Origin of the sequence: Arthrobacter sp. HMWF013, from assembly GCF_003061105.1 — a bacterium.
Lineage (GTDB): Bacteria > Actinomycetota > Actinomycetes > Actinomycetales > Micrococcaceae > Arthrobacter.
The window spans coordinates 1-808 of the sequence record NZ_QAIQ01000481.1 but is presented as its reverse complement, the minus strand read 5'-3'; the positions used below and the strand labels follow the sequence as shown (position 1 = coordinate 808).

Annotated in this window: 1 protein-coding gene and 1 pseudogene; both read left to right on the top strand. The window is 65.7% G+C overall.

The features are described 5' to 3' along the window. A pseudogene (locus tag DBR22_RS24685) lies at positions 1 to 248 on the top strand (PTS lactose transporter subunit IIC); the annotation flags it as partial. 65 nt (positions 249 to 313) lie between these two features. Further along, on the top strand, positions 314 to 592 hold the full coding sequence (locus DBR22_RS17195) for an HPr family phosphocarrier protein (RefSeq protein ID WP_108600023.1): 279 nt from the start codon (positions 314 to 316) through the stop codon (positions 590 to 592). Positions 593 to 808: the final 216 nt, after the last annotated feature.

Genomic DNA, 808 nt, shown 5'->3' with positions numbered 1-808 from the left:
CGCTGCGCGTCATCCCCGCCAGCATGGTGGGTGGCGCCCTGACCGGCGCCATGACGATGGCTTTCAACGTCACGTCGCAGGCACCACACGGCGGCATCTTCGTGTTCTTCGCCATCGGCCAACTGCAGTGGTTCGTGATTTCGATCATCGCCGGAACCATCGTCAGTGCCTTGGCCGTGGTGGCCCTCAAGCGCTGGGCAGCCCCGAAGACCGCTGCTACGGTGGAAGCCGTTCCAGCAACGGTCTGACCCGCCTCACCGATTTACTGATCCACGGCCCTGACCAACAGGCGCCGAAAGACAAAGGAGCAAGAATGTCAGAACGCACCGCAACCGTCGCCAGCCGCGTAGGCCTGCACGCCCGCCCCGCCGCCATCTTCGCCGAGGCCGCCGGTGAGTACGACCTCGACATCACCATCGCCCGCCAAGGCGAGCCTGAAGACGAAGCGATGGATGCCGCCAGCATCCTGTCCCTGATGAGCCTGGGCGCTTCCCACGGCGACGTTGTGGTGCTTCGCGCCGAAGGCACCGGGGCCGACGACGCCCTGGAGAGCCTGGTCCGGATCCTCGAAACGGATCACGACGCCGAGTAGCGGCTTCCAGCCGACGGCCGCCGTCGCGCTTTCCCTGAGGGGGAGAGCGCGACGGCGGCCGTTGGCGTTTAAGAGCTGCCATCGCTTGGGGAGCGGTCCGGTTAGCCCCGTTCCGAGATCCTTCTGACATCCGCAACAAGCATGTCCCACATCCCCTTGGAATGCTCCGCCGCCTCTTCACTGGCGTTGTTGTCCTGCGCGAGAGTGAGCCGCGTC

Coding starts and splice junctions, on each gene's coding strand:
- DBR22_RS17195 (WP_108600023.1), top strand. CDS start 314: ATGTCAGAACGCACCGCAACCGTCGCCAGCCGCGTAGGCCTGCACGCC.